Source organism: Mesoflavibacter sp. SCSIO 43206, assembly GCF_019904215.1.
Lineage (GTDB): Bacteria > Bacteroidota > Bacteroidia > Flavobacteriales > Flavobacteriaceae > Mesoflavibacter > Mesoflavibacter zeaxanthinifaciens.
On record NZ_CP063201.1, the window covers coordinates 34,170 to 57,577 of the forward strand.

The following is a 23,408-nucleotide window of genomic DNA, read 5'->3' on the forward strand; positions in this document are numbered from 1 at the left end:
ATGAAAGATTTACGAATAGTATTTATGGGGACGCCAGATTTTGCTGTGCAAACCTTAAAAACCATATTAGAGCATAATTATAATGTAGTTGGTGTTATTACAGCACCAGATAGACCAGCAGGTCGTGGAAGAAAATTAAACGAAAGCGCTGTAAAAACCTTTGCAAAAGAAAAAGGATTACACATTTTACAACCAACAAACCTTAAAAGCGAAGATTTTTTAGAAGAGTTAAAAGCTTTAAATGCTAACCTACAAATTATAGTAGCTTTTAGAATGTTACCAAAAGTAGTTTGGGATATGCCAAAACATGGTACATTTAATCTTCATGCTTCATTATTACCAAACTATCGCGGTGCAGCACCAATAAATTGGGCAATAATAAATGGCGAAACAAAAACAGGCGTATCTACATTTTTTATAGATGAAAAAATTGATACAGGAGAAATGATCCTTCAAAAAGAAATAGAAATTGATCCAACAGAAAATGCCGGTAGTTTACATGACAAATTAATGCATATTGGTAGCGATCTAGTTATAGACACCATAAAACTTATAGAAAAAGGAAATGTAAACACAACACCTCAACCGGAAGATGCTATTAGTAAAACAGCTTATAAATTAAATAGAGATAATTGTAAAATTAATTGGGAAGCAGATTTAGACCAAATATTTAACCAAATTAGAGGACTTAGTCCATATCCCGCTGCATGGTCTATTTTAAAAAATGAAGATGAAGAATTAGACGTAAAAATTTATAAAGCTGAAAAAGAATCCGAAAATCATAATTTAACAACAGGAACTGTTATTTTTGACAAATCCTCAATTAAGGTAGCAGTAAAAGGTGGTTTTATATCAATACTAGAAATTAAGCTTCCAGGAAAGAGAAATATGGATGTAAAATCACTTTTAAACGGATTTTCTTTAAGTGAAAATGCAAAAATGCTGTAAAACCTTATTATCACTGATTTTATTAAAAAAGCAAAAAAAACAAGCTTCTTTATTAACAAAAGAGGCAACTTATTAACAAAACACTCTATTTCCCTTACTATTACTTGCATAGTAGCATAATCCGTATAAATTTGTAAGAGGATTTAACAAAAATATGTTTAATCAACTATTTATTAATAATTAAAATTAAAATTATGAACAAAACAGATTTAATCGACGCTATGGCGGAGCACGCAGGAATTACTAAAGCAGCAGCAAAAAAAGCTTTAGAGTGTGCATTAATCGAAATTGAAGGAGCTTTACAAAAAGGAAACAGAGTTTCTTTAGTTGGTTTTGGATCTTGGTCAGTTACTAGAAGAGCTGCTAGAGAAGGAAGAAACCCTCAAACAGGAAAGACTATCAAAATCAAAGCTAAAAACGTTGTTAAGTTTAAAGCTGGATCTGATTTAGCAAACGCTGTAAACTAGTATTTGCTTAAAATAATTACCAAAAAGCCTTCTATTTTAGAAGGCTTTTTTTTGTTAATAGAGTATTATAATTGGTATTTAAACAAATTAATGTTACATTTAATGTAATAATCCTTTTAAATTATGACTACAACCAAACCAAAAAAGGGTGATTTATTAATTGCAGAACCTTCTATTATAGGAGATGTTTCTTTTAACAGATCTATAGTATTGCTTACAGACCATAATAAAGAAGGTTCTATTGGATTTATACTTAACAAGCCCTTAAACTACACTATTAAAGATTTAATACCAGAACTTGATGCCTCTTTTAGAGTTTACAATGGTGGACCTGTAGAGCAAGACAATCTATATTTTATACATAAAAGACCAGATTTGATCCCAGATAGCATAGAAATTTCTTTAGGAATTTTTTGGGGAGGAGATTTTAATGTAGTTGCTAATCTTATTGCCGAAAAGAAAATTGATCAAAAAGATATAAAATTCTTTTTAGGGTATTCTGGTTGGGAAATAAACCAACTAGAAGACGAATTAAAATCTAATGCATGGGTTGTTACAAAAAACACTTATGAAAAAGATATCATAGAAAAAGATTATGAAACCTTCTGGAAAGAAAAGATGTTAGAATTAGGTGGTGATTATTCTATTTGGTCTAATGCGCCAGAAAACCCAAGTTATAACTAGCTTAGTCTAACTTTTACATTTAACTTTTGCAACAATGCTTTTGCCACATTTGTCGCAAACTGCTTTTTTCTATATTTTGATACTGGTTGTATACCTGTTATTACATTGGTAATAAACATTTCGTCAGCTTTTTGTATTTCAAAAGGAGAAATAGAAGCTTCTTCTAAAGTATATTCTTCCATTAAATTAATAATTTCTATTAATTGTTTTCTAATTATTCCTTTTAAACATCCGTCTGATAATGGTGGTGTTTTAATAGTATTCCCTTTAACTAAAAATACATTTCCGTTTAAAGCCTCAACTACACTTTTATTTGTATTAATTAACAAACAGTTGTCAAGCTTATTTTCTTTTGCATAAATACTACCAACAACATTTAAGGCTTTATTATTGGATTTTAATGTTGAAATTAAACTAGGAGACACATAAAAGTCTTTAAATAAATCAACTTCATAATCGCCTTCTTTTAATAAATAAAAATCTTGATCTAAAGCTTTTACTGAAACAATAAACTCTACATCATTACTTTCTGGTTCATATAATCCACCTTCTACTCTATGCACTTGCAACTTTACTCTACAAGTAGCTGTATCTAATTGATTAGCTTTTATGGTTTTTAAAATTTCATCTTGAAGAAACTCTAAAGTAAAACTCATAGGTATCTCCATACGCATAATACGCATAGATGCCATTAATCTAAAGTAATGATCTTCAAAAAAAAGAAGTTTACCGTGTACTGCTTTTATGGTTTCAAAAAGTCCATCACCATAGGCATATGCACGATTACTGTTTGTGATTACTGTATTATTATCTTGAAGATTTCCGTTAAAATTTATCATAAAAAAAGTCCCAAATTTCTTTGGGACAAATATACTTTAATTGTTGTGATTTTTAAGCAGAACCTAAGACTTGTTTTAAGTCAGAGATTTGATTAGTCCATAACATTTTTGCTTCTTCTACCTCGTCTTCTTCAGCATAGTCTGTAATCATTAAAGATACATCTTTGGTAATTTCGTCTACTTGAATTCTAATTTCAAAGTAATATGGATCATCTTCGTCATCTAACCATCTAAATTTTACACGTTCTCCAGACTTTTTAGTTAGCAACTTTGCTTGTTCTTCTGCTCCATCCCAGATAAATTTAAATAATTCTCCTCTAGAGTTAACATTATCTGCAAACCATTCTGACAATCCAGAAGGTGTTGAAATATACTGGTATATTAATGACGGTGATGCATGGATAGGAAACTCTAACTCATACTTAATTTTTTCTTCCATTTATTTTTACTTGAAAATTATTACTGCCAATATATACATTAATTAACAAGTTTAGAAATCATTTTAAAAAATATTTAATTTTAAAAATAATGTTTGCTTGATATAATAATGTTATTATATTTGCACCTCCAAAATATGGCGAGGTAGCTCAGTTGGTTAGAGCGTTGGATTCATAACCCAGAGGTCACGAGTTCAAATCTCGTCCTCGCTACAAGAAAAAAAGCTAAGATGTATGTCTTAGCTTTTTTTATTTAGCAATAAAATTGTTTTTTCTTCTACTATTACCGTACTTATTATTAATTAAGATTACTTTTTTATTAAGATTTAACCTGTTAAAAAACAGATAATTAACATAAAAACGTGTGTTTTTTCATAAAATGAATAGTCAATTTATAAAATAATAGATGTTTTAAGTGTACGTATTTTCGCTACTTCAGAAAGAAAAAAGTGTATTTCATCGAAAAATAATGCGTTTTATAGATGAATTAAACAAAGTAACATACATTTGTAGGCGAATACTTATACCTTTTGTCGGATAAATTTGCGTTTAAAAGAAAACTGATGATTCCAATAATTGAAATAGTATTTATGGATTAGGATATTTTAATATTGCTTAACCCAAATTATTAATTAATTAAACCCTTAAACAAAATGAAAAAAATTACTTATGTAATTCTCTTATTATTATTAGTTGTAAATAAAAGTTTTGCTCAAGCAACTATAATTTCTAAAAGAATTGAAATTAAGAACCCTACAGAAAATGAATTATTACAATTAAAAGATGCTGGTTTTGATCTTTCTTGTGGAGCTATTTTTAATGAAAAAAATTTAATATTAGAAGTAGGAAGCGTTGAGTTAAATAAGATTAACGAATTAAATATAGATTATGATATTAAAATTGATGATTTAATTAATTACTATAAGAAAAAAACTGAAATAGAATTGCCAGTTGCAAAAATGCAACTTGAGCAGATGAAACAACAATCATCTTCACAAAGATCCATAAGCACTCAAACTGAATCTATTGACAATTTTATACAATATGAAGGCTGCAGTGAAGTTGATTGGGCTGTACCCCAAAATTTTAATCTTGGTAGTATGGCAGGTTGTTTAACTTACAGTGAAGTACTAACAGAGCTTGATGAAATGAGAGCTCTATACCCTAACCTTATTTCTGTAAAAACTGATGCCTCACCTACTAACCAAACTACATATGGTAATTCTTATACTAATGGAGGACAGTACGACACTTGGGCAGGTCAACCTATATACTATGTGAGAATATCTGATAATCCTGATATAGATGAAATTAATGAACCTGAGTCTTTATACTCGGGTATGACTCACTCTCGTGAAGTAAGTAGTATGATGAATTTAATTTTCTACATGTGGTACATCTTAGAAAATTATGATACCGATCCAGGAATAAAACAATTAGTTGATAATCACGAAATGTACTTTATCCCAGTAGCTAATCCAGATGGATTAATGTGGAATGAGCAAATTGCACCTTCTGGTGGTGGCTTACAACGTAAAAACTTAGGTCCATACAATACAGGAAATAATAATTCGAGAGGAGTAGATTTAAATAGAAACTACGACTATTTTTGGGGACCAAATCCTATATATGGTGGGTCTTCTGGAACACAAAGCAGTCAAACATATAGAGGCCCAAATGCATTTTCTGAGCCTGAAACTCAAATAGTTCGTGATTTTTCTGCAACAAGAAATTTTAAAACTGCGATGAATCATCATGCTACATCTAATCTAATACCTCATGCTTATAATGGTTATCCTGCTGCTCCTGCATCTGGAAGAGAAGCAGAATATCATAAATTTTGTCATGATATGACACGCTTTAATAGATACATTTATGGTGAAGCTCCAGATATTCTTACTATCGCTAATGGTGATATGAGTGATTGGATGCTTGGTGGTGTTGCAGATGTTAATGGCTCTACAGGATCTGGTCAAAGCATTTTAGCTTTAGCTCCAGAAAATGGTGCTTGGGATGGTAGTGAAGGTGGTTTCTGGCCAAACTCTACAGAAATTGTTGATATTGCTAAAAGAGCAATGCGTATGAACTTTGCGAACGTATACCACAGCGGTAAGTTTGCTCAGTTTCATGATTTAAATACTAGTGATGTAACAACTTTATCTGGTACTTTTGATTTTGGAATAGAATATTTAGGACAAACATTAGGTGATATTACTTTAAACGTAACTCCAGTTTCATCTAATTTGACTTCAATTACATCACCTTCAACGCAAACAGGTTGGAATAAGTTAGAACAAAGAACATTAACGTCTAATTATACTTTAGATTCTGGAATACAACCTAATGATATTATTGAATTTCAAATAACTTTAAGTAATGATGATGGTTATATCATTTATCAAGCTAACATTATAAAATATTACAGTCCAACAGTTTTAGCCATAGATAATCCAGACGCTTTGGGTATGTCTAACTGGAGTACTTCTGGAGGTAGCTGGGGAACAACTTCAGACTCTTACTCTGGTACTACAGCCATTACAGACTCACCTTCAGGTTCTTATTCTAATAATGTTAATAAGGCTATCACTTTTAATTCTTCTGTAGACCTATCCAACGTTGCTGGAGCTGTAGTACAATATTATGCAAAATGGGATTTAGAACGTAATTTTGATTATGTCCAAATACAAGGATCTACAGATGGTTCTAACTGGATTAATCTTTGTGGAAAATATACTAAGCCTGGGTCTGATTACCTAACAAATAGATATAGTAGTTCTTTTAGTACTAATACAAGTACAGGAAAATCAACTTCAGATCAAAATAACCAACCAACTGGAGAATTATTATATGATGGTGATACAATGGATAAATGGGTTATGGAAGAGATTTTTATAGACGGTACTAATAATTCTGCGCTATTAGGAGCTAGTAATGTTCAATTTCGTTTTTTATTTAATTCTGACAATTCAAATAGAGCAGATGGCTACCCAACTACATTTGATGGTTTTATATTTGATGACTTTAAGGTTATAAGTATATCTAATATTCCTTGTTCTGATATTGTAGACCAATTTCCTTATGATGAAAGTTTTGAAAATGGTTTAGGTCTTTGGTCTCAAGGTTCTGGAGACGACATAGATTTTTCATTAAATTCTGGAGGCACTCCTTCAAATAATACTGGTCCTTCTAGTGCATCAAACGGTACTTTTTATTTATTTACTGAAGCATCTACAAATGTAACTCCTTCTGGTAGCCCTAACAAATCTGCTGAGTTAATAAGTCCTTGCTTTGATTTAACTGATTTTATAAATCCAGAGTTTTCATTTGATTATCACATGTTTGGTAACAATATTACTGCAGGTGACAACCCTAGTTCTACTATAGAACTATTTGTAAGTACTAACAACGGTAAAACTTACTCTAGTATTTTACTGCTTGATCCTTCTTCAGAAAATTTATGGAAAACTCAATTAGTAGACCTTTCTAGCTACGTAGGACAATCTATAAAACTGAAAATAAATGTAATTACAGGAGACGGTTTTGCTAGTGATATTGCAATAGATAACTTTTATTTTAATGCAACTCAAAATACTTTAAACACTGAAAATTTTGACATTAATAATATTTCTATTTATCCAAATCCTTTTGATAATTCTATTAATATTAATTTATCACAAAGCAATTACAATAATCACTCCATCCAGATTTTTGATATAAGCGGAAGAACTATTCAATTTATCAAATCTAATAAGCAAAATATAAAAATAGATAATCTAGGGAATTTATCTGTTGGAACTTATTTTGTTAAGATTAAAGATCTCGATTCTGGTTTAACAACCATAAAAAAACTAATTAAGAATTAATCAACATTTACGTAAAAAATTTTAAAACTACTAATGTAAAATTTACGTAAGTGTAAATGTAAATGCTATTTAAATTGAAATAATTAATCAAACCCAATCTAAAATAACCTATTATGAAAACGCTTATACTAACTTTTTTTGCTATTGTATTTAGTATATGTTCTTACTCACAAGAGTATACTATTTATTACGAAAATTTTGATGCTAATAATGGCGGATGGACATCAAGTACTGACTTGTTTCGTTCAGGATCTTGGGCTTATTCTACCTCAAACTCACCGCTCACGGCAGAAGGTGGTTACTGGCACATTAATAATTATAATAATTATAGTAGTAACTACAGGACAAGGTTAACAAACCCTACTTCTATTTCTACAACTGGTTTTACAAATGTTACTTTTTATATAGATGTGCGTTATGATACTGATTCTGATCCAAACGATGATGGTATGTTGGTGGAATACACATATGACCCTTTTGGTTTGACTGGTTGGAATAGGCTAGGAAATCAAGGAGATGGAACAAATTGGTATACAACAAATGATTTAGATGGTATTGGTAATAATCAACATGGATGGTCAGGTTTGAACAATGAAAACTCATCAAGTAATTCTAAATTTGTACAAGCTTCCATTTCTTCTTCAGTATTAAATAATAGAGCTTCACTAAGGTTTAGGGTTGTTTTTGGTAGCGACAATGATTCGCATGATGATGGTGTTGCTATAGATAATGTTATTATTAAAGGTGATTATATTACTGCTCCAGCAGATCCTACTTTTGGTCCTGCTGGTATTAACTCTAATTTAAAACTTTGGTTAAAAGCAGATAATGGGACTAATACTACTACAAATAATACTGCTTTGACAACTTGGAGTGATCAAGCTTATGATAATGATGCAATCGCTTATGGCACTCACTCTCCTTTATTTAAAAATAATCCAACTGACAATTTAAATTTTAATCCCGTCATAGATTTTGAACGAAGTTCTCAAGATTTTATGAAAGGAAAAGGCGGATACCACTCTCAAGACTATTTTGTAGTTCTTAAACCAACAGAACCAATCGATAATACTGGTACTTATAGACAGCAAATTATGTCTGGTAAATACGGTGATGAAAGTTTTAGTGTTGATGGAACAGGAATAGGTTTTGGCTATATATCTGGTCGTTATACAAACGCAATTATTGCTCATACAATTGATTCTTATCCTCAATCAGGCCCTCCTAATGCGGACTCTTATGGTAGGTGTTTTTCTAGTACGACTACTACTGTTGATGAGGAAGTTATGATACTTAATATAAAAACAAATCCAAGCGATTCTTCTACGGAAATTTATTTAAATGGTGTAAAAATTGATAATCAAACAGGTGTATCTGGAGGAGGAGGAACACTTAACTTCAATGAATTTGACAATTTAATTTACTATCTAGGGGTAGGTCGTTTTACTCTTAATGGTTACAACCCAGCTGTTAACTCTTACTTTGAAGGTCGTTTAGCAGAAATAATTAGTTATGACACTAAAAATTCTGTATTAAATCAGCAAAAAATTCATTCTTACTTAGCTCTTAAATATGGAACAACTCTACTTAGCTCTACTAATACAATAGGAAATCCCCAAGGAGATATAGATTACTTAGACTCTACCGGTAATGTTATTTGGGATGTATCTGCTAATGCAGGTTTTAATTATGATATTGCAGGTATAGGTCGTGATGATATTGCTGAATTAAACCAAAAACAATCTAAAAACGTTAATAACTCTAGTGTTGTAACTATTGGACATGGAGACATATCAACAACAAACTCTAACAATACTAATAATTTTGATAATGACAGAGACTTTTTAGTTTGGGGACACAACAATGGTGCATTATCAGGATCTTCTGTTCTATCTGTAAACTTAGGCGCATCTTCAACTTCTGTAACAACTTTATTTGACAGACGTTGGAAAATTGTTGAAAATGGAAATGATATTAGAGACGTTAAAATATCAATTCCTTCATCTGTACTACCTACTAAAGCTGCTGATGAAGAATATGCTTTAGTAGTTTCTAACTCTTCTTCTTTTGGATCTAATGATATTGTTGACGTTATTCCTATGAATGTTAATGGATCAACTTTTGAAACTTGGTATGATTTTGAAAACACTAAATACTTCACTTTTGGTATTGCTTCAAGAGTTGAAGGAAAATATAATGTAGAATTTTCTGCTGGTGATTTTTTAGTAGGTGAAAACTTTGTAAACCTTAATAATTCTTTTACAGTATCTGCATGGGTTAGAAATCTAGGAAACGGAGGTGATTATGTCTCTAAAGGAAATGCTTATAATTTCGAAATTATGAGTAACGGAAGAGTTAGAGCCAATATTAATGGTACAAATTACGCACAATCTTCTACTTCTATAACCGACACTAATTGGCATCATATAGCATATACCTATTCTGGTGGTAATTTAAGGCTATATATAGATGGTGTAGAAGACGGTAATAGTCCTATTGGCGGAGTAGCAATTCCTGTTGCCACTACAGATTATTTTGCTATTGGTGTAAACTATATAGATAAAAACACTATTAGTAATTCTTTTAACGGAGATATCGATGAAGTAAGAATTTGGGATAGAGTATTAACTCAAAACCAAATCAAATATTTAATGAATCAAGAACTAGAAAACCTTAGTGGTACTGTTAATGGAGCTTACCTTCCACAAACTATCACGCTTAATGAAGCAACAAGTTTACCATGGAATGACATGCAAGCTTACCATAACATAAATGAATTTTATGGTACAACAGTTGTTGATGGTTCTGGACACAAAAATTGGGTTAGAATAAAGTACCTAGTAACGGGTAAAAATATTATGGATAATCAAGCTGCTCCATTACCATATACAACAGCAAGTAATGGTCTTTGGACCAACAACCCTTCTTGGACTAATGGTGCTGAGCAATATATACCTGGCTCTGCTTCTATTGTTGACCCTACAATTACTGTAGATTGGAATATTGTAGAAACTTCTCATTATATCACTATGGACAATGCTAGTTTACCTACTGCTAACAATCTAAACCGTTCTGTTCTTGGTTTATTTGTTACTGCTAACGAACTTGAACTTTCTGGTGATACTGCTACTAATGCGGGTAATGGATTAACTGTAACTCACTACCTTAAAATTGATGGTAAAATTGATTTAGAAGGAGAATCACAATTAATACAAACAACAGATAGTGATTTAGATCCTACTAGCTCTGGTAGTTTAGAGCGTGATCAACAAGGTACACGCGATTTATACACTTATAATTATTGGGCATCTCCTGTTGGTTTGATTAACTCTACGACTAATAACAATAGTTACACTTTACCTAATGTCTTTAGAGATGGTACTAATCCGGCTGCACCTACTAACATTAACTTTATTACTAATGGGTATAATGGTTCTTCTGGTTCGCCTATTGGTATTGCTGATTATTGGATTTGGAAATACGCTAATCAATCTGGTGCTTATGCAGATTGGCAACATGTACGTAGTACCGGTTCTTTACTTCCTGGGGAAGGATTTACTATGAAAGGTGTGGCTAACACAGCTGGTAATGTTACTTTAGAACAAAATTATACCTATCAAGGTAAACCTAATAATGGTGATATTACTTTACCTATTACTGTTAATAATGAATATTTAGTTGGTAACCCTTATGCTTCTGCTATTGATGCACATCAGTTTATAATGGATAACGCACCTACTATTGATGCTCCTGGTGCGACTACCGGTACGTTATACTTCTGGGAACATTGGGGCGGAGGATCTCATCTTCTAGCAGAATACCAAGGTGGTTACGCTACCTATAATTTATCTGGTGCTACTCCTGCTGCTTCTTACGGAACCAATGACCCATTAGTCGCTACTGGTGGTACGCCTTCTAAATTACCTGGTCGTTATATTCCGGTTGGACAAGGATTTTTCGTAAAAAGTGAAGCTACTGGTACTATCAGATTTACTAATGCGCAACGTGTTTTTGAAAAAGAAGGTAGCTCTTCTTCTACTTTTGTTAGAACTGCTAATATTAACGAAAGCGCGTCTGCATACAATATTGATAACCGTTTAAAAATTAGACTTGGTATTAATACTGTTAATGGTATACATAGACAACTTTTAGTTACTCAAGATTCTCACGCTACTGCAGGAGAAGATTGGGGATATGATGGTGTTAATAATGAAGACCAAGTAGATGATATGTATTGGATGATTGAAGGTAATAAATACATTATTCAAGGAACCGATGTTATTGATGTTAATACCGTATTACCTATTGGTATACACACTGATGATAGTGGTAACAATACTTTTACTATTGACGCTTTAGAAAATGTTCCTGATAATTTAGAGATTTATATCTTAGATAATGCAACAAGTACATATCATGATATTAAAGCTAACGATTTTACTATTAATTTGCCTGCTGGCGAATATCTAGATCGTTTCTCTATGGTATTTAGTACTTCTTCTACTTTAAGTATTGAAGATAATGTAATTGCTCAAGATATTAATACATACTACAACAATAATCAAACTAGTATTATTATTAATAACCCTAAATTACACAACATAACATCTGTTAAGTTATATAACATTTTATCTCAAGAAATATTTAACGAAACAGATATTGATACTTCAGATTATACTGCTTTAAAAACAGGTAAATTAAGTACAGGGACTTACATTATTAAAATGAAAACAGATATTGGTGAAATTTCTAAAAAAGTCCTGATTGAATAAATAAACCAAAGCCTTTCAATTAAAAAGCCGAAACATACGTTTCGGCTTTTTTTATTAAACAACCATTCACAATTACATATAAACGATGAAATCAGCTTTTTATCGTTTTTTTTGTAAGTAATTTCTACTGCATAATGTATTTCATCGAATATTTTTGCACTTAATCATTGATTTACATAATTTTAACACATATTAATGTTAATCCTAACCCAAAACAAACCTGCTTATGAAAAATTCTACCCCAAAGAGTTTGAAAAAGCTAACATTAAAACAAGTATACACATTAGTATTGTTTTTAATGTTTGTAACATTTTCTTTCGCTCAAACATCAATTGTTGAAGTGAGTGTAAATTGGCCTAATTGGTCTTCAGAAAATAGAGTAGAAATCTACGATCCTTCTAATACGCTCATAGCCACTATAGATAATGGTTACAATGGGTGCTGTGACGATTCTTATTCTACAACAGTTTCATTAGGTTGTATTCCTGACGGGAATAATTATTACATAATAATGTACGATACTTATGGAGATGGTTGGAATGGTGGCGCATCAAATATAACCATAACCTCATCAGGAAGCACAGTTTTAACTAATTCTGGAGCAAGCGCTAACGCTTCCGGTACAACTTTAAACTTTAATGTTAGTGGTGGCTGTTCTGGTTCTTGTTCTTCTATAGTTAGTAGTTTCCCTTATAACGAAGATTTTGAATCAGGTATAGGTCAATGGACACAAAGCTCAACTGATGACTTTGACTGGACAAAAAACCAAAACGGAACGCCTTCTAATAATACTGGTCCAAATAGTGCTAATGGAGGTAATTGGTATTTATACACAGAAGCATCAAGCAATTTTAACAATACAAGTGATTTAATAAGTCCTTGTTTTGATTTGTCTTCTGCAAGTTCTGCTAATTTTTCATTTTACTATCATATGTATGGAAGTAATATGGGAACTTTAAGTGTAGACTTAAGTACTAATAATGGTGTAACATTTGATCACAATATATTTTCAGTTACAGGTCAACAACACACAAGTAATGGTTCTATTTGGAGCCTAGCCTCTATAGATTTATCAGCTTATTTAGGACAAACAGTTACTATAAAAATTTCTGGAACAACTGGTTCTAATTACAGAAGCGATATGGCTATTGATGATATTTCATTAACAGCTGTAACTACACCTTTACCAGAAATAGCGGTAGAAGGTAACTCTACGGATATTTTAAATAATGACATTACACCTTCTACTGCAGATGATACAGATTTTGGAAGTATCAATGTTGCTGCTGGATCAGCCACACACACTTTCACTATTAACAACACTGGCTTATTAACATTAAACCTTACAGATCCATCTCCTTACATTAGTATATCAGGACCTAATTCAGGAGATTTCACACTTACATCAACACCTTCCAGCTCAATTTCTGCAGGAAATTTTACAACTTTTGATATTACATTTGATCCTTCTGGTAATGGTTTAAGAGGCGCTACAGTTTCTATAGCAAACAATGATTCTAACGAAAACCCTTTCACTTTTAATATTCAAGGTTATGGATTAACACCTTTAAGTGAAGGACCAGGTGGAGTAACTACAGACTTAGAATTATGGCTTAAAGCTAATGATGGTGCAGGTTTATCTGACAACCAACCATTAAGCACATGGTTTGACCAAGCTAACACTAACAATGCAACGGTTCATACATCAGGACAAGAACCTTCTTACCGAGATATTTATGGTAAAAATGTTAATTATAATGCTGTAGTAGACTTTAATAATACTCCTAATGCACCTTACGAAACTAATTTAAATTACACACCACAACAATACCTTGAAGGCTCCACAGGTTTTCATACTCAAGATATATTTATAGTAGCTTTTCCTGAAGAAACTGTAAATAGTTCTTATGGAGCTATGGATATGTTTTGTGGTGACGCTAACCCTGGAGATAATACAGATAAAGATGTAACAGGAATTGGTTGGGGCGGATATACCGTTAGAATGAATAACGAAGTTTTAACTTATGCTATATCATCTACTCCAGAACCTAATCCATCTGATATTAATTTAAGAGGATATGGTGTTGCTCAAACTGGTGCTGCACCTTCATATAATAATGTAGGTATAATTAATGCTAGAAATAATAGCAGCATATCTCCTACTGCACAAGAAGTATTATATAATGGAGTTAAAGTAGATAATTATGAAGTAGGTTCTCCTCAATTTACAAACATTAACAATTCAAATTATTGGATTGGTAGAAGTCAAGCCTACAGAGCTAGTTACTACGGTACAATAGCGGAAATTATTACTTTCTCTTCTAGAAAAAACAATGCTTCTGTTACAGATGAAAGAAATAGAATAGAATCTTATCTAGCAATCAAATACGGTATTACTTTAGGCGTAAACGGTACGTCTAAAGATTATGTAGCTTCAGACGGAACTATAATTTGGGACACGTCTGCTAATACAGGTTATAATTATGATATTGCCGGTATTGGTCGTGACGATAATTCTGATTTATATCAAAAACAATCAAAAAGTGTAAATAACAGTGCTATTGTTTCATTCTCTTTAAATAACACTGAGTTAACTAATAACCTAAATTCTCAAACTTTTAACACAAGTAACGAATATCTTGTTTGGGGAAATAATGGACAAAATACAAATTCATCAGCTACATCAATTGTTGTTAGCTTAGGACCAGCTACTGTTACAACTGTTACTGATGTAATGAATAGAGTTTGGAAGATTGTTGAAACCGCAGGTGATGATGTTGGCACTGTAGAGCTATCTGTTTTTGAATCTGACCTAGCAGGCCTACCACCTTTAACAGGTAATGATGCTTATGTAATGCTTGTTGCAGATGACCCTACATTCTTTACAAATTTAAGAACAGTTTTTTTAGATCCGTCTACATTTAATGGTATACCTACAAGAGAAGGTACATTTGACTTTGATGGCACAAAATATTTTACGATTGGTATTGCTCATGAAGAAGTTAGAGAAAGACAACTTGGTTTTGACGGCATTGATAACTATACTAATATTGGTGATAAAGTAGATCTAGCCGGTAGCTTTACAGCTTCTGCTTGGGTAAAACCAGATGGAGCAAATGCTTTAGGTACAGATAAAACAATATTAGCTAAAAATAATGGTACTGTTGGTTATAAATTATTTTTAACAAATAATAATTATCCTGCTTTCTCAGTAGGCACAAACACAACTACAGATAGAATTGATGCAAACACTCAACTTCCAGATAACGTGTGGCATCATGTAGCAGTGACATATGATGGTACAACAGCAAATATTTATATTGATGGTGTTTTAGATAACACCAAAATAATCACATCCTCAACACCAAACGGATCTTCTTTAGCTATTGGAGCTGTTTACATTGACAAATCTAATATTATTGACTTTTTTAAAGGTGATTTAGATGAAATTAGAATTTGGGATAGAGCTTTAACTTTAGATCAATTAAGATTTGTAATGAACCAAGAATTAATCGAAAATGCATCAATGGTTAATGGTGATGTACTACCAACTACTGTTACAAAAAATGATATTTCTGTTGTTAACTGGAATAACTTATTGGCTTACTATAACATGAATTCTTACATAGGTACTCATTTAAATGACGTATCAGGTAACGGAAACAGAGGTAGTTTAGCTGAACCTTCAGAATTTAATTTAGAATATCAAACATCTCCATTACCATATACAACAACAAGTAATGGTCTTTGGACTAACAACTCTTCTTGGACTAATGGTGCTGAGCAATATATACCTGGCTCTGCTTCTATTGTTGACCCTACCATTACTGTAGATTGGAATATTGTAGAAACGTCTCATAATATTACTATGGATAATGCTAGTTTACCTACTACTAATAATTTAAACCGTTCTGTTCTTGGTTTATTTGTTACTGCTAACGAACTTGAACTTTCTGGTGATACTGCTACAAATGCGGGTAATGGATTAACTATAACTCACTACCTTAAAATTGATGGTAAAATTGATTTAGAAGGAGAATCTCAGTTAATACAAACAACAGACAGTGATTTAGATCCTACTAGCTCTGGTAGTTTAGAACGTGATCAACAAGGTACACGCGATTTATATACTTATAATTTTTGGGCATCTCCTGTTGGTATGATTAACTCTACGACTAATAACAATAGCTATACTTTACCTAATGTCTTTAGAGATGGTACTAATCCGGCTGCACCTACTAATATTAACTTTATTACTAATGGGTATAATGGATCTTCTGGTTCGCCTATTGGTATTGCTGATTATTGGATTTGGAAATACGCTAATCAATCTGGTGCTTATGCAGATTGGCAACATGTACGTAGTACCGGTTCTTTACTTCCTGGGGAAGGATTTACTATGAAAGGTGTGGCTAACACTTCTGGCAATGTTACTTTAGAACAAAATTATATCTATCAAGGTAAACCTAATAATGGTGATATTACTTTACCTATTACTGTTAATAATGAATATTTAGTTGGTAACCCTTATGCTTCTGCTATTGATGCTCATCAGTTTATAATGGATAACGCACCTACTATTGATGCTCCTGGTGCGACTACCGGTACGTTATACTTCTGGGAACATTGGGGCGGAGGATCTCATCTTCTAGCAGAATACCAAGGTGGTTACGCTACCTATAATTTATCTGGTGCTACTCCTGCTGCTTCTTATGGAACAAATGACCCTATGGTTGCTACTGGTGGTACGCCTTCTAAATTACCTGGTCGTTACATTCCGGTTGGACAAGGATTCTTCGTAAAAAGTGAAGCTACTGGTACTATCAGATTTACTAACGCTCAACGTGTTTTTGAAAAAGAAGGTAGCTCTTCTTCTACTTTTGTTAGAACTGCTAATACTAACGAAACTGCTTCTGCATACAATATTGATAACCGTTTAAAAATTAGACTTGGTATCAATACTGTAAACGGTATACATAGACAACTTTTAGTTACTCAAGATTCTCATGCTACTCCTTCTCATGATTGGGGCTATGATGGAGAAATCAAACAACACCAAGTAGATGATATGTATTGGATGATAGAAGGTAAGAAATTTATTATTCAAGGGACTGATGTTATCGATGTTAATACAGTATTACCTATTGGTATACATACTGATGATAGTGGTAACAATACTTTTACTATTGATGCTTTAGAAAATGTTCCTGATAATTTAGAGATTTACATCTTTGATAATGCAACAAGTACATATCATGATATTAGAGCTAACGATTTTACAATTAATCTGCCTGCTGGCGAATATCTAGATCGTTTCTCTATGGTATTTAGTATTTCTTCTACTCTTAGTATTGAAGATAATGTAGTTGCTCAAGATATTAATACATACTACAACAATAATCAAACTAGTATTATTATTAATAACCCTAAGTTATACAACATAATATCTGTTAAGTTATATAACATTTTATCTCAAGAAATATTTAGCGAAACAGATATTGATACTTCAGATTATACTGCTTTAAAAACAGGTAAATTAAGTACAGGGACTTACATTATTAAAATGAAAACAGATATTGGTGAAATTTCTAAAAAAGTTCTGATCGAATAAATAAATCAAAGCCTTATAATTAAAAAACCGAAACGTATGTTTCGGTTTTTTTATCTTTTTAATGCAAAATGACCAGTATAAGTCCTTCCGTCATACCGTGTTAGTATAAACCAATAATCATCAGACCTAAGATTTAAGCCATTAAAAGTACCATCCCAAGAATTATCATCTGGATTTAATTGTTTGATAAATTTACCGTACCTATCAAAAATGTCTATAGTATAACTACTTTCAGAAGCTATACTTTTAATCTTCCAAGCATCATTTATTCCATCATTATTAGGTGTAAAAAAACTAGGATAATAAATTAAAAAAACATCTTCACTTACTACACCACAATTGTTTTTATCTCTAACATATACGGTATAATCTCCATACTTAACATCATTAAATACGTTACTATCTTGAAAAAATATTCCATCTATAGAATATTCATAATTACCAATTCCTTCTGCTTCAACTATTATTGAATTACTGTTGCTTGTCCAGTCGTCTACAGTAATATTCGTGATTTCTGCAACATCAGAATTTGAAACATTAAAATACTTAATCTCTGTACAAGTTATATCATTATAGTAATTAGATACTTCTACCCAATATTCACCAGTTTCATTTAGAGTTATCGTGTTAGACACTTCTCCTGTAGACCACAATACACTATCAAAACCATAGGGAACAGAAACTGTTACCTCTTCGTTTTTACACAAATACCAGTTTTCATTAAATTCAAAATCAGGTGTTTCTAGATAAATAATTTGAAATTGTGAAACAGTAAAACAATCCGGATTATTTTTATTAAAAACTCGCACATAAATTGTTGTTTCTATATTTTCACTTTGAAAAGGTAACTCTATAGGGTTTAAATTTAGTTCTGCTTCTACAAAACTATTATAATAAGACGTCATAAATTGCCCATTTGACTCAATATTTAATATGGATTGGTTTTGAAAGTTAAAATCTAAAGGATCATCAAAGCTATCTGAACATAAAATAATATCTGACGACGAAGTAATAACTGGCACATCATAAATAGTAATAGTTTGGTTTTGCTCAATTACGTTAAAGCCATCTATCAAAGTAATTGCTACTTGATATTCTCCTGGTGCATCATACAAATGATTTACAGTTTCTTGATTAGAGAATGTACCATCACCAAAATCCCATAAAACAGAGTCAAAAATTTCGTTACCACTAACCTCAAATTCAGTAAATTCTCCAAAACAATTTCCTTCAAATTTTATATAAGAATCAAAAAAAGATTGAATAAAAGGAGGCAGTCCTGCTTTAGATAAACCAGTTGTTAAGTAGACACCATCATACTGATAATCTGCTTGATCTCCATATGCATTAGGATTATTTATAACGCCTAAATAATCATACTCAAAATGTGCTACATAAATTTTCTTGTCTGGACCTAACTGTAAGGCACTATGAGGAAAATCTCCAAAAGACTCTCCGTTTGTTGTTAAATCGTATCTAGAGTTTATAATATCATTATAATTAAAATTTGATGTATCAAATTGTATAATTCCGTCTTGTGTTTCTGATACATAAAGATATTTACTATTAGAAGAAAACTCTACACCATAAATATAGCTGATAGGCAGACCTTGATCAAAATCTGTTATCTGAATATTATTACTTGGTTTACCTGTTGTAGCATTAAACTCAAATAAATCTAATACTTCAGAAGAGTAAGCTACAGCTAATTTTGTACCATCTGGAGATATCTTCATTGCTCCAACATTATCGTAAATATCTATTGGCGTATGACCAATTTGCGTTTCTACAGGACTCATTTGAATACCATTATTAGTTACTAAATAACTAACAAATTTGTTTGAATCACTTGCATGAGACACAACCCAAATATCATTTTCATTAGTATGTTTTATTGCAGAAATCTTCTCTGAAGTTGATTCATATAAAAGCACGTTTTTTTCTGAAGTGACAACATCTCCTAACCCAGAATCTAATGACATATCTACCAAACTATATCTTAACCCATTTTCTCCTCCTGTTTCTGGCAAGGAAAACACATAGTATAAATTAATATTTCCTGGATGAGGTATGATAATACCTGATTGAGTACTAGAAATTGAACCTAACAAACCTGTTCCGTTTGGCATTAGTTGGTGATTTTTATTCCATACATCAATACCGTCAGTATAAAACAATAAATTTCCATTACTGTCCGAAATTGTAGAACAACCTTCGGGCGTATTCAAGACTCCATCATCAAGAGCTACAGGTATACCATTACTAAAATTAATACCAGCATTTTGACCAAAATACCAATTGTTTGCTTGATTTTGACCAAATAATACTATTGTAAAAAGTAAATTTAGTAGAAAAAGCAGATTTTTCATTTAAATAGCAAAAACCTAAAGATAAGGTTTTTAGCTAAATTTTTTAACAACTTGCTCTAAATTAACATTTTGTTGCTCTCCGGTAATCATGTTTTTTAAAGCAAAAAGGTTGTTTTCTATTTCTTGTTCTCCTACAATTATTACAAAAGGAATATTTCTTTTGTTGGCATAATTCATTTGCTTTTTCATTTTTGCATTATCAGGATAAAGCTCTGCATTTATGCCTTTTTCGCGTAAGGTTTTTATTGCTTTTAGAGAATATAATGCTTCTTTTTCTCCAAAATTAATAAACAATACTTCTGTAGACTTTGTTATAGTTTTAGGAAACAATTCTAGCTCTTCTAGTACTAAATAGATACGATCTAGCCCAAAACTAATACCTACACCACTCATATTTTTCATACCGAAGATACCTGTTAAATCATCGTATCTTCCGCCTCCGCCAATAGAACCCATTGCTACGTTTGGAGCTGAAACTTCAAAAATTGCACCTGTATAATAGTTTAAGCCTCTTGCTAGGGTAACATCTAGTTGAAGTATAGCAGATTTTAAACCAAGTTCTGAAATTGCTGTATTTATAAATTGAAGTTCTTCAATACCTTTTTTTCCTTCTTCAGAAGTACTTAAAATAGAGTTTAAACTTTCTACTTGTGTTCCAAAATCTCCTGATAAGGTAAATAAAGGTTGAAGTTTTTCTATACCTTCTGGACTTATTCCTTTACTAAGCATTTCTTCTTTTACCTTCTCCTCGCCTATTTTATCAAGTTTATCTAAAGCTACTGTAAAATCTATTAATTTATCACTTGCACCTATAACTTCTGCAATACCTGATAAGATTTTTCGATTATTAATTTTTATAGTTGCGCCTTCTAGTTTAAGTGCTGTAAACACTTCATCGTATAATTGCACTAGCTCTACTTCTTGCCACAAACTATTACTACCTACCACATCTGCATCACATTGATAAAACTCTCTAAAACGTCCTTTTTGCGGTCTATCTGCACGCCAAACTGGTTGCATTTGGTAACGTTTAAACGGAAATTCTATCTCGTTTTGGTGTTGTACCACGTATCTTGCAAATGGTACTGTTAAGTCGTAACGAAGGGCTTTTTCTGAGATAACAGAAGTAACTTTCGATGACTCTAAATAATTAAGATAAATTGAATCAAGAGCATATTTAACACTTTCAAATACCAGTTTAGAATCAAAAAAAGCATAATAAAAAGTATGTTCAAGAATTAGCCTTCCTACAGCAGGATATAAAGAATTAGCAAATTCATTTTGATGTTTAGAATAATTAACTCTTTGATTGACTGTTTCTAAATATGTTTCTTGTAGAAAAATATTATCCAAAGAACCTTCTGTCAAAATTGATTTTACCGTTTCATTTACTAGTTCACGATTTTCAAAATCTAAACCTGAATAGATATTAATATATCTTTTTTTCAAGATTTCTATTACATCAAAAATAGTCTCTTTTAATATTGAGACTTCTGTTAATATATCTTTTACTTTAGAAAAATAATCACCAGAATTCAAAATTTTAAAAATCAAGCGATCACCTTCTTCTCCATATTTCCCCATTAAAGTGTCTGAGTTTTCAAAACTTGGTGTTTCTATAGGCATAAATCCAAAACGTTCAAATTTTGATTTTATAGTATTAAAAATATAGTTTCGTTTTGCGACTTCTTCTGGATTAAAATCTCTGGTTCCTTTTGGTATGCTTGGTTTTTGTGCCATATTAACTTCCTGCGAGTGCAGAAATTTATTTAAATGATTATTATTTTTATTTCACTTTAAAAAAACTTAGTGTTCTATTTCTTTAAAGTAATTGTAATTACTAAAAGCAAAAATAGTAGTTTAGTTACAAATAACGAAAGTTAATTGTTGTGATTACTATCTATGCAGAAGTGAAAATTTTAGTTTATTAAATTGTTCATATACTCATACAACTCACCTTTTGTAATATTGCTTCCTTGTTGAATAAGTGCAAATTTATCTAGGTTTTTGTCATCAGAATATTCTTTTTTTGCTTGAGCAAACTCTACACTTTCGTCCATTAAATTATTACGTAACCAATTAAAGCCTTCTTGCGTAGTTACATCTACATCATCTTTTTCAATTTTTATCCCTATTAAATGCATATGATCGTCGTTTAATGCAAAAAGATGTATGTTTTTAGGCGAAATATGTTCTAAGTATTTAGCTGCTGTTAATACACCTTCCCAAACCAAATCACTAAATACATCTAGCTCTTGTTCGGCTACTTCTGGTTTTTCTGTTTTAATGGTTTGCCACTCTTCTGCTGTGATAGATTGTGTGGCTAAAAAGTTGATAAATTCTTGGTGCAGTTCTTCAAATTGTTCTTTTGTAAGTCTTGCGTATTTCATGTGTTTTTATTTTGAAATTTGTAAAGCATTAGCGGCTTCAAATGGTCTATCTGTTGCAAAAACATCTATACCTTTTTGCATCCAATGTCTATATAATGTGTCAGATTTTGTTTTTGCTTGTTTGTCTAAGTTTCCTAAAGTACCTAAAATGGTTTTGATACCTAATTTATGTATGGCTTTATACAAACTATCTGAAGATAATCTTGTACCCGTAAATGCTAACATATTTTGGGTTGGTATTTTTGAGTGTAAAAGCCAATCTAATTCTTTTGAGTTTCTTGCTGAAACAGAAAGTAATAAATGAGGTGCTATTGTATAGGCTTCTGTAGCTTGTTGTATATCGTAAGTGATTAAAACAACTTGATCTTGTGCTTGTAATTGATTAACTAAATTTACGATAGATTTATAATCTACACTTCGTTTTTTATCTAGTTTTAATACAATATTGTTCTGTTTTGCAAATAGAAGTACATCTTTAAGTGTAGGTATCTTAAAATTTGTTTCTGTGCCAAAATCATCCACCAAATTTAACTGTTGAAGTTGCTTATAAGTATAGTTAGTTAATTTGCCAGTACCCGTTGTTGTGCGATCCAAACTATTATCGTGCATTAAAACTAATACACTATCTTTAGTTTGTGCTACATCAATCTCATAAATAGCAGATATACTATCATTAATATACTTTAAGGTTTCTAGGCAGTTTTCTGGATAATTACTTAATCCTTTTCCGCCTCGATGTACGCTAATTATTGGTTTATCATCACTACGATACTTAAACTTTTTAAGTAAAATAGATGTGGTTTGATTTGATGTTAATTGCTCTTTTACATCTTGTTTGTTTTTATTATTACAAGACAATACAACCAATAATAGTATTATTGGTAAAATAAAGGTGTAAGTTGATTTAACATTATTCATTAAGCTGATAATTTTTTTATTATGGATACACAATAAATATATTGTAAAATTAACATAAAAAAAGCCACCTTTTAGGTGGCTTTAATTTTTATTTAAAATTTGCTAACTTG

12 protein-coding genes and 1 tRNA gene are annotated in these 23,408 nt (G+C 31.4%); 7 read left to right on the plus strand and 6 right to left on the minus strand.

Going from position 1 to position 23,408, the window contains the following annotated elements:
- The 3 genes from fmt to INR78_RS00220 all read left to right on the plus strand — a co-directional run bounded on the left by fmt (position 1) and on the right by INR78_RS00220 (position 2,099).
- Entirely contained in the window at positions 1–948 is a 948-nt protein-coding gene (gene fmt / locus INR78_RS00210; protein ID WP_223076984.1) for a methionyl-tRNA formyltransferase, read from the plus strand.
- A 194-nt stretch (positions 949–1,142) separates the two neighbouring features.
- A complete protein-coding gene (locus INR78_RS00215; RefSeq protein WP_027878698.1) occupies positions 1,143–1,415 on the plus strand; it encodes an HU family DNA-binding protein in 273 nt (90 codons plus the stop codon).
- A 123-nt stretch (positions 1,416–1,538) separates the two neighbouring features.
- Positions 1,539–2,099 (plus strand): YqgE/AlgH family protein, encoded by a 561-nt coding sequence (locus INR78_RS00220; protein ID WP_027878697.1) that lies wholly within the window; start codon positions 1,539–1,541, stop codon positions 2,097–2,099.
- Here INR78_RS00220 and INR78_RS00225 read toward each other — a convergent pair.
- Entirely contained in the window at positions 2,096–2,938 is an 843-nt protein-coding gene (locus INR78_RS00225; RefSeq protein ID WP_223076985.1) for an aminotransferase class IV, read from the minus strand. The genes INR78_RS00220 and INR78_RS00225 overlap by 4 nt on opposite strands.
- 52 nt (positions 2,939–2,990) lie before the next feature.
- Positions 2,991–3,377 (minus strand): START-like domain-containing protein, encoded by a 387-nt coding sequence (locus tag INR78_RS00230; protein WP_027878695.1) that lies wholly within the window; start codon positions 3,375–3,377, stop codon positions 2,991–2,993.
- 137 nt (positions 3,378–3,514) lie between these two features.
- Here INR78_RS00230 and INR78_RS00235 point away from each other — a divergent pair.
- From INR78_RS00235 to INR78_RS00250, 4 genes are all read left to right on the plus strand, one after another.
- Positions 3,515–3,588, plus strand: a tRNA-Met gene (locus INR78_RS00235).
- A 440-nt stretch (positions 3,589–4,028) separates the two neighbouring features.
- Positions 4,029–7,238 (plus strand): M14 family zinc carboxypeptidase, encoded by a 3,210-nt coding sequence (locus INR78_RS00240; RefSeq protein WP_223076986.1) that lies wholly within the window; start codon positions 4,029–4,031, stop codon positions 7,236–7,238.
- 113 nt (positions 7,239–7,351) lie between these two features.
- Positions 7,352–12,010 carry a LamG-like jellyroll fold domain-containing protein gene (locus tag INR78_RS00245; protein ID WP_223076987.1) on the plus strand — a complete coding sequence of 1,553 codons (4,659 nt, stop codon included), beginning with the start codon at positions 7,352–7,354 and terminating at the stop codon, positions 12,008–12,010.
- A gap of 226 nt (positions 12,011–12,236) precedes the next feature.
- Entirely contained in the window at positions 12,237–17,621 is a 5,385-nt protein-coding gene (locus INR78_RS00250) for a LamG-like jellyroll fold domain-containing protein (RefSeq protein WP_223076988.1), read from the plus strand.
- A gap of 50 nt (positions 17,622–17,671) precedes the next feature.
- On the opposite strand, the gene INR78_RS00255 is transcribed toward INR78_RS00250, so the two are convergent.
- The 4 genes from INR78_RS00255 to INR78_RS00270 all read right to left on the minus strand — a co-directional run bounded on the left by INR78_RS00255 (position 17,672) and on the right by INR78_RS00270 (position 23,298).
- Entirely contained in the window at positions 17,672–19,990 is a 2,319-nt protein-coding gene (locus INR78_RS00255; protein WP_223076989.1) for a T9SS type B sorting domain-containing protein, read from the minus strand.
- 30 nt (positions 19,991–20,020) lie between these two features.
- Positions 20,021–21,730 carry a histidine--tRNA ligase gene (gene hisS, locus INR78_RS00260; protein WP_223076990.1) on the minus strand — a complete coding sequence of 570 codons (1,710 nt, stop codon included), beginning with the start codon at positions 21,728–21,730 and terminating at the stop codon, positions 20,021–20,023.
- A gap of 179 nt (positions 21,731–21,909) precedes the next feature.
- Complete coding sequence (locus INR78_RS00265; RefSeq protein ID WP_027878691.1) at positions 21,910–22,380, minus strand: DUF6495 family protein; 471 nt, start codon at positions 22,378–22,380, stop codon at positions 21,910–21,912.
- Positions 22,381–22,386: 6 nt separating this feature from the next.
- Positions 22,387–23,298, minus strand: coding sequence for a glycerophosphodiester phosphodiesterase family protein (locus tag INR78_RS00270; RefSeq protein ID WP_223076991.1), 912 nt, complete (start codon positions 23,296–23,298; stop codon positions 22,387–22,389).
- Positions 23,299–23,408 lie beyond the last annotated feature (110 nt).

Coding starts and splice junctions, on each gene's coding strand:
- INR78_RS00220 (WP_027878697.1), top strand. CDS start 1,539: ATGACTACAACCAAACCAAAAAAGGGTGATTTATTAATTGCAGAACCT.
- fmt (WP_223076984.1), top strand. CDS start 1: ATGAAAGATTTACGAATAGTATTTATGGGGACGCCAGATTTTGCTGTG.
- hisS (WP_223076990.1), bottom strand. CDS start 21,730: ATGGCACAAAAACCAAGCATACCAAAAGGAACCAGAGATTTTAATCCA.
- INR78_RS00215 (WP_027878698.1), top strand. CDS start 1,143: ATGAACAAAACAGATTTAATCGACGCTATGGCGGAGCACGCAGGAATT.
- INR78_RS00240 (WP_223076986.1), top strand. CDS start 4,029: ATGAAAAAAATTACTTATGTAATTCTCTTATTATTATTAGTTGTAAAT.
- INR78_RS00250 (WP_223076988.1), top strand. CDS start 12,237: ATGAAAAATTCTACCCCAAAGAGTTTGAAAAAGCTAACATTAAAACAA.
- INR78_RS00265 (WP_027878691.1), bottom strand. CDS start 22,380: ATGAAATACGCAAGACTTACAAAAGAACAATTTGAAGAACTGCACCAA.
- INR78_RS00230 (WP_027878695.1), bottom strand. CDS start 3,377: ATGGAAGAAAAAATTAAGTATGAGTTAGAGTTTCCTATCCATGCATCA.
- INR78_RS00255 (WP_223076989.1), bottom strand. CDS start 19,990: ATGAAAAATCTGCTTTTTCTACTAAATTTACTTTTTACAATAGTATTA.
- INR78_RS00245 (WP_223076987.1), top strand. CDS start 7,352: ATGAAAACGCTTATACTAACTTTTTTTGCTATTGTATTTAGTATATGT.
- INR78_RS00270 (WP_223076991.1), bottom strand. CDS start 23,298: ATGAATAATGTTAAATCAACTTACACCTTTATTTTACCAATAATACTA.
- INR78_RS00225 (WP_223076985.1), bottom strand. CDS start 2,938: ATGATAAATTTTAACGGAAATCTTCAAGATAATAATACAGTAATCACA.